Raw genomic sequence first — 7,669 nt, forward strand, 5'->3', positions numbered from 1 at the left:
TGGTCTGGTTAGAGCGGGGTGACTAGGAGGGCTTGGGCTGAGCGGGCTGTTGAGCCCTGTTCGTCGTAGACGGTGCTCGCTGCTGTGCCTGCGCCCGGCGGTCTCCGGTGCCAGCGCCTGCGACACCAGAGCACCCACCACGCAGATCCCGGCCGCGACGAGCATCGTCGTGCCCGCACCGAGGTCCTGCATGGACCAGGGGAACAGGAAGGTGCCGATGGCGGCGCCGACGCGGCTGATCGCGGTCGCGAAACCGGTCCCGATGCCGCGCAGTTCGGTGGGCAGCACCTCGCCGGGGTAGACACCGGTGAGCGCGGTGCACATCGCGTTGGCGAAGGCGAAGACCAGGAAGCAGCCCAGCACGACCAGCGGCGGCGCCGAAGCCCACAGCGCGATGACGACGAGCACCGCCGCGCACACCCACTGCTGCGGGATGGTCAGCTTGCGGCGCCCGATCCGTTCGATGAGCAGGCAGGACACGACGACGCCGAGCAGCGCGACGCCGTTGACGCCGATGGCGCCGACGAGCCCGTCCTCCCCGAGGCCGTAGTGCGCCAGGACGCTGGCGGAGAAGGTGGCGATGGCGAAGTACGGCGTCACGGTGCAGAACCAGAACACCGAGATGAACGTGGTGGCCCGCCAGTACCGCGACGAGAACAGCATCCGGAACGTGCCCTGGCGCTGCTGCTCGCCGGTGATGTCGGCGCGGTCCGCCTGGTCCTCGATCCAGGTGTCCGCGATCCGCCGCGCCTCTTCGACGCGGCCCTTGCTCATCAACCAGCGCGGCGATTCCGGCACGCCCAGCCTGCCGAAGAACAGGATCACGGCCGGGACGGTGCTCGTCCCGAGGATCACCCGCCAGTCCGCGTCCAGCGCCGTCAGCGCGAAACCGACCACGAAGGCGACCACGAATCCGATGTACCAGGCCACTTCCGCGAACGACAGGCACCGGCCGCGCAACCGCGCGGGCGCGAACTCCGCCATCAGCGGCCAGCTGATCGAGTACTCGGCGCCGATCGCCACGCCCATCAGCAGCCGCACGACGAACAGCTGCCAACTGGAGTCGACGAAGAACTGCAGCACCGAACCGACCACGAACATGGCCAGGTCGATCGTGAACATCGGCTTGCGGCCGAACTTGTCCGCGGCCCAGCCGCCCAGCGGCCCGCCCGCGAAGATGCCGATCAGCGCCGCGGCCCCGATCAGCCCCTCGCCGTACACGGACATGTCCAGGTCGGTGGTGATGGCGCCGATCACGGTGCCGACGATGCCCAGGACGTAGCCGTCGATGAACATCCCGCCGGCGACGACGATGGTCAGCCTGATCAGGAATCGCTTCCTGTCGACCGAACTGCGCGGGGTGTCCGCGACTGAGTTGTAGGTCACCGGCTCGTTTCCTTCCCGCGTGGAGGACTTCGAAACCGGCCACGCCCGGCATTGCCGCACGGGTTTATAGCGCGACGCCGCGACCCCGCCCGCACTCGGGGCCGTTCCCCGCGGCGCGGGTGACCCGCCCCGCACGACAGGCCACCCCGAGCAGCACGCGTCCACTTTGTGAACGCGGCTGTTAGGGTGGGCGCACGGCAGGTCCAGGGGCCGGATGCGCTCCTCGTAGCGGGAGGCGGAAGCGGATGGGCGAGGCACCCGAGCAATCGGGGATGGTCAACAAATCGGTGACCAAAGCCGTCCGGTTGCTCCGCGAGCTGGCCGCCCAACCGCGGACCGGGGCCACCGTCACCACGCTCGCGAAGGCGGCGGGACTGAGCAGGCCGACGGCGTTCCGGCTGCTGCACAGCCTCGAACAGGGCGGTCTCGTCGACCGCATCGACACCAACTACGTCCTCGGCTGGGAACTGGCGCGGCTCGGCCGCAACGCGGACCCGTACGCGGGCCTGGTGGCGCACGCGCAGCCGCTGCTGCAGGAACTGGCCGACGAGTTCAACGAGTCGGTGACGCTGTCCATCCCGAACGCGCAGGACGGCCTGGACCTGGTCGCCGAAGCCGCGGGCTCGCACGTGGTCGGCGTGCTGTCGCAGAACATGGTCGGCAGGCACTACCCGATGCACGCGAGCTCCACCGGCAAGGTCCTGCTCGCCGAGCAGTCGGCCGATCAGCTGTGCCGGACGCTGCCGGTGGAGCTCGAAGCCTTCACCCCGCACACCATCACCGACCGGGCCGCGCTGCTCGTGGAGCTCGGGCAGGTCCTGGAGCAGGGCTTCGCGACCATCGACAACGAGCTGGAGCCCGAGCTGCTGTCGCTGTCGCGCCCGATCCGGGACAGCGCCGGGACGTTGGTGGCGATCCTCACCCTCAACGGTCCGCGGAGCCGCTTCGGCCGCGCCCGCATTCCCGAAGCGCTGCACAAGATGCAGAGCACCGTCGACCGGCTCGCGGAGCTGTTCTGGCGCGACTCGGAGAGCGCGTGAGCGGTCACGCGCCGCGGCGCACCTCGCTCGGGGTGCCGCAGTAGGCGATGCCGAGCAGCACGGCCTGGAAGACGGCGGCGAACGCGACGCCGGCCCACAGCCACGGCCCCTCCAGCTGGACGAACACCAGCGAGGTCGGCGCCGTGACGAGGAATCCCCAGATCCCGGCCAGGCTCGCGTCGGCCCGGTCGACCAGCAGCGCGTCCGCGGCGGTCCACACCCACACCGCGGACACCAGCGTCAGGTAGCCCAGTCCCGCCGGGTTGAACAGGTACCGGTGGAATGCCGCGGCCCAAGAGCGCTGCGAGCCGTGCATGGGAGACCTCCTGGAAGACGATCACTGGAACCGATCTCCACTATCCAGGCGGGACGGTTTCGACCGCATGAGCAGTTCTACCCATCCCCACCGACGATCACGCGCGTCGCGTCATCCGCGGCTCAGCAGCGCGACGAGGAACTCGGAGTCCGCGGCGAGCGGGCGCAAGTCCCAAGTGGACAGCTTCAGCTCGACCGCCAGGCCGGATTCCGCGGCGTCCGCGAAGAATTCGTCGAACCCGTAGCCCCGCCCGGCGCCGAACCCGACCGCGACGCGCCCCTGCGGCGCGAGGTGTTCGCGGAACCGCCGCAGCACCGCGCCGCGCGTGCTCGGCGCGAGGAACGGCAGCACGTTCCCGGCGCACACGATCACGTCGAACGGCTCGGTGACGCCGCGCGCCGGGAGGTCCAGCTCGGCCAGGTCGCCGACGAGCCAGCGCGGGCCGGGGTGATCGTGCTCGGCGGCGGCGATCAGCTCCGGGTCGACGTCGACGCCGACGACCTCGTGGCCCGCCGCGGCCAGCGCGGACCCGACCCTGCCGGGGCCGCAGCCCGCGTCGAGGACGCGCGCGCCGCGGGGGACCATCGCGTCCACCATCCGGGCCTCACCGGCGAGGTCGTCGCCGGCCCGCGCCATGCCGCGGATCCGCTCGACGTACCAGGCGGAGTGCCCGGGATCGGCCGCCACCTTCCGCATCCACATGCTCTGCTCGACCATGTCCCCATCCTCCTCGACCGGTACGCGGGAGCGGCAGGGCGCTCGCACTTCCGGTTCGTCGATCGCGCGATCGTCGGTGCCCGCCGCTACCTTCCGTGCCATGGCTTTGACTGCACAGGAACGAGAGCAATTCCTCGCCGAACCGCACATCGGGGCGCTCGCGGTGGCGCAAGCGTCCGATCGAGCGCCGCTGACGGTGCCGATCTGGTACCAGTACTCCCCCGGCGGCGAGCTGTGGATCTACACGGGCCCGGAGTCGCGGAAGGCGCGGGCGATCCGCGACGCGGGCCGCTTCAGCCTGATGGTGCAGCGGACGGCGCCGTCGGTCCGCTACGTCTCGGTGGAAGGTCCGGTCGTCCGGACCGAGGCGGGATCTCCGGACCGTTCCCATGAGATGGCGCACCGCTACCTGCCGCCGGATCGGGCCGCCGAATTCATGGAGTACGAGCGGACCCGGCTCGGCGAGCACGTGGTGATCTACATGCGCCCGGAGCACTGGCTGTCGGCGGACCTCGGCTCGGTGTAGCGGATCCGCGCCGCTCCTCGACCGGGGGCCACCGGTGCTCCGGGGCGAGGAGCGCGCCCGTTCACACTTTAAGTCATCCAACTTAGCCAGGTGTAGCGTGGTGGCCGACCGACCGGCACGAGCCGGTCGGACAGCGTCGACGAGCGTGAACTGCGAGGAAATCCATGTCCCCCACCGGCGAGCAGCCCACCCGCGAAGTAGCGGTCGTGATCGGAACGGGCGGCATGGGCCAGGCCATCGCGCGCCGCGAGGGCTGCGGCCGCAGGCTCGTCCTGGCCGACTTCGACACCGCGTCCCTCGAACGGTTCGCCGACGTGCTCCGCGACGAGGGTTTCGACGTGACCACGGCGGAGGTGGACGTCGCGGATCGCGCCTCGGTCGCGTCGGTGGCGGCGCTCGCCGACGGGCTCGGCCCGATCACCCGCCTCGTGCACACGGCGGGCGTTTCCCCCATCCAGGCGCCCGCGAGCACCATCCTCGCCGTCGACCTCCTCGGGACCGCGTTCGTGCTGGCGGAGTTCGAGCGGGTCGTCGCGGCGGGCGGCGCCGGGGTCGTGATCTCCAGCATGTCCGGCCACTTCGCCCGCCTCAACGCCGAGGACGAGCGGGCGCTCGCCGTGACACCCGCCGAGGAACTGCTGGAGCTGCCCGTCGTGGCGGCCGTCGACGATCCGAAAGCCGCGTATCCGCTGTCCAAGCGGGCCAACCAGCTGCGCGTGCAGGCCGCCGCGACGACCTGGGGCGCGCGCGGGGCGCGGATCAACAGCATCAGTCCCGGCGTCATCTCCACGCCGATGGCGCGCCAGGAACTGGCGAGCGAGCACGGCGACCGGATGCGCACCATGATCGACTCCTCGGGCGCGGGACGGATCGGCACCACCACCGACATCGCCGACGCGGCGTCCTTCCTGCTCGGCCCGGCGGCCTCGTTCATCACGGGCACGGACCTGCTCGTCGACGGCGGCGTCGTCGCGGCGACCCGGCAGTTCTGAGCAGCCCCTTTTCGTCCATTGTGGACGTATAGGGGCAGCGGCTCGCGCCAGTCGAGCCCCACGGGCCGACCGAAATCGCGCCTTTCCCAGAATTGCCGTTCCGCGTCCGCGAATCAGGTGCCACGACTGAACTTCACGGTTCCCTCGACAGGGCGGAACAGAACCACGCCGCGCCGGCCAGGAAAAGCGGCACCACGACGGCGCGGTCCGTTTTTCCCGAATCCCCGATTTCGCAATCCGGCACAAGGACGACTTCACGTACCGCGTGATGGCGGAATCTCCGGGCAGAGCCTGGCGAAAAAGGTCTAGACCCATTGACGGGGTGATCGGGTCCACATAGGTTTGCCGCCCGTCGGCAGCGGCGCCGAACACGCGCCGCGCCGACCCGTCCGCAGCAGAACCCGGACCGAGCGCGGCGCGTTCCGGGATCTCCTGGCCACACCACACCGGTCCCCGGACCGGGCGGGTAGAGGAGAACACCCTTGACGACGAAACCGATCCGATGGGCGGCGCTGGCGGCCGGCCTGCTGGTGCTGCCGTTCACCGGCGGCCCCGCGGCCGAGGCCGCGCCCGGCGAACTCCGCTCCGCGCCGTACTACATGCCGCTGGACAACGCCCCGCAGGACATCACCGAGGCGATCGAGGCCAGCGGCCAGAAGGACTACATCTTCGCCTTCGTGCTCGCGCCCGACGCCGGTAGCTGCACCCCCACCTGGGACGGCAAACCGGGCCAGGAGGTCGAGACCGACACCGCGGTCAAGGAGAAGGCCGACGCCGTGCGCGCGGCCGGTGGCGACCTGTCGGTGTCCTTCGGCGGGTACAACGGCATCGACCTCGGCGCCGCCTGCCCGGACTCCGCCTCGCTCGCGGACGCCTACCAGCAGGTGATCGACAAGTACGGGCTCACCCACATCGACCTCGACGTCGAAGGCGACGACCTCGGCGACGTGCCGGGCGAGACCAAGCGCTTCGAGGCGATCAAGTCCCTCAAGCAGAACAACCCCGACCTGCACGTCACGCTGACGCTGCCGACGACCACCGTCGGGCTCAACGACGCGGGCAAGGCGGAGATCCAGCGCGCCAAGGACATCGGCGCCGAGATCGACCTCTACAAGGTCATGGACTTCGACTACGGCGGCCCCGCCGACGACATGGCCAACAGCGCGATCGGCGTGGCCGAGGCGGTGCACGAGCAGATCCGCGAGCTGCACCCCGAGCTCGACGACGCCGCCGCCTACGCGCGCACCGGCGTCATCCTCATGAACGGGCACACCGACCAGCCCAGCGAGCTGTTCACCCAGGACACCTTCCGCGCGGTGCTCGACTACGCGAAGCAGCACCGGCTCGGCAGGCTCTCGTACTGGTCGATGAACCGCGACCGGGTCTGCACCGAAGAGGGCGGCTGGGCCGACGGCAAGTGCAGCAGCGTCGAGCAGCAGCCGTACGAGTTCACCCAGATCTTCGCCGAATACCAGTGACACCAGGAGAATCGCAGATGAAACCCCTGTCCAAGCTGGTGGCCGCGATCGCCGCCACCACGGTCCTCCCGCTGTCCGCGATGTCCGCGGGCGCCGCCGAACCGGCCCCCGCCGCCCCGCCCGCGCCGGCGCCGGCCGCGGAGATGAAGGTCGCGCCGTACATCGACATCACCCAGGACAAGCCCACGCTCGCCGAGGTCGCGGAAGCCACCGGGCAGAAGAACTTCACGCTGGCCTTCGTGCTCGGCAGCGCCGCCGGGTGCACGCCGATGTGGGGCGGCGAGAAGGCGCTGGACGACCCGAGCATCGTCGGCCAGATCGACGAGCTCCGCGCGCAGGGCGGGGACGTCATCGTCGCCACCGGCGGCGCGATGGGCCCGTACCTGGAGAGCGTGTGCGGCAGCGCGGACGAACTCCTCGGCGCCTACAAGCAGATCCTCGACGTCACCGGCAGCAACCACCTCGACGTCGACGTCGAGGCGACCATCCCGGAAGACGTCGCGAACGAGGCGCTGGCGAAGCTGCAGGCCGAGCGCGGTACGAAGGTCAGCTACACGCTGCGCGTGCAGAGCGACGACACCGGGCTCGACCCGTACTCGCTGCAGGTGCTGCAGAGCGCCGCGAAGCACGGCGTCGACGTGCTGGTGAACCCGATGGCCATGGAGTTCGGCTCCACCAAGCCCTGGGGTGACGCGGTGATCGCGGCCTCCGAGAGCGTGCTCAAGCAGATGAAGGAGATCTGGCCGGACCTCAGCGACGCCGACCTCAAGGCCCGCCTCGGCGTGACGCCGATGATCGGCCGCAACTACAACGGCAACATCTTCACCCCGGACAACGCCCGCCAGCTGCTGGACTGGGCCGACGCGAACCAGATCGGCCTGCTGTCGTTCTGGTCCGCGGGCCGCGACAACGGGAGCTGCCCCGGCGGCGCGGTCTCCCCGACGTGCAGCAGCATCGAGCAGGCGCCGTACGAGTTCACGAACATCATCAAGGGCTTCGGCGCCTGACCGGCTCCACCGAGCTCAGCTAACCGCCCCCTCGGCCCGGCCTTCCGGACCGAGGGGGCGTTCGTCCGGACCACGGATGGTCGCCGGACTCGCGCAGCATGACCTGCGTAGTGGGTCGCTCAGCGGAACCTCAGCGGCTTCCTCGCTGCGGGATCGATTTCTCATGTATGTCCATACACAGCGAAATCGCTGTCCTCGCGAGGAAGC

At 70.3% G+C, this 7,669-nt stretch carries 8 protein-coding genes; 5 read left to right on the top strand and 3 right to left on the bottom strand.

Annotation, left to right across the window (positions count from 1 at the left end; translation table 11 throughout):
• Positions 1-1,386: MFS transporter (locus ACWD38_RS29690; RefSeq protein ID WP_450125389.1), on the bottom strand; the 1,386-nt coding region annotated here is incomplete at its 3' end.
• A 245-nt stretch (positions 1,387-1,631) separates the two neighbouring features.
• On the opposite strand from ACWD38_RS29690, the gene ACWD38_RS29695 reads away from it, so the two are divergent.
• Positions 1,632-2,426, top strand: a complete 795-nt coding sequence (locus tag ACWD38_RS29695; RefSeq protein ID WP_184480365.1) for an IclR family transcriptional regulator — start codon at positions 1,632-1,634, stop codon at positions 2,424-2,426.
• Between the two features lie 4 nt (positions 2,427-2,430).
• On the opposite strand, the gene ACWD38_RS29700 is transcribed toward ACWD38_RS29695, so the two are convergent.
• The gene (locus ACWD38_RS29700; protein WP_184480366.1) at positions 2,431-2,742 is read right to left on the bottom strand and encodes an SCO4225 family membrane protein; all 312 of its coding nucleotides are present in this window, start codon (positions 2,740-2,742) and stop codon (positions 2,431-2,433) included.
• A 111-nt stretch (positions 2,743-2,853) separates the two neighbouring features.
• Entirely contained in the window at positions 2,854-3,459 is a 606-nt protein-coding gene (locus ACWD38_RS29705) for a class I SAM-dependent methyltransferase (RefSeq protein ID WP_184485466.1), read from the bottom strand.
• Positions 3,460-3,559: 100 nt separating this feature from the next.
• Between ACWD38_RS29705 and ACWD38_RS29710 the strand changes: the two genes are divergently transcribed.
• The 4 genes from ACWD38_RS29710 to ACWD38_RS29725 all read left to right on the top strand — a co-directional run bounded on the left by ACWD38_RS29710 (position 3,560) and on the right by ACWD38_RS29725 (position 7,462).
• Complete coding sequence (locus tag ACWD38_RS29710; RefSeq protein ID WP_184480368.1) at positions 3,560-3,985, top strand: pyridoxamine 5'-phosphate oxidase family protein; 426 nt, start codon at positions 3,560-3,562, stop codon at positions 3,983-3,985.
• A 164-nt stretch (positions 3,986-4,149) separates the two neighbouring features.
• Positions 4,150-4,977: an SDR family oxidoreductase gene (locus ACWD38_RS29715; RefSeq protein ID WP_184480370.1), complete on the top strand. Its 828-nt coding sequence runs from the start codon at positions 4,150-4,152 to the stop codon at positions 4,975-4,977.
• A 482-nt stretch (positions 4,978-5,459) separates the two neighbouring features.
• The gene (locus ACWD38_RS29720) at positions 5,460-6,455 is read left to right on the top strand and encodes a chitinase (RefSeq protein WP_184480372.1); all 996 of its coding nucleotides are present in this window, start codon (positions 5,460-5,462) and stop codon (positions 6,453-6,455) included.
• A 17-nt stretch (positions 6,456-6,472) separates the two neighbouring features.
• Entirely contained in the window at positions 6,473-7,462 is a 990-nt protein-coding gene (locus ACWD38_RS29725; RefSeq protein WP_450125390.1) for a chitinase, read from the top strand.
• The last annotated feature ends 207 nt before the right edge of the window (positions 7,463-7,669 follow it).

The sequence above is a fragment of the Saccharopolyspora sp. NPDC002578 genome (genome assembly GCF_053592695.1).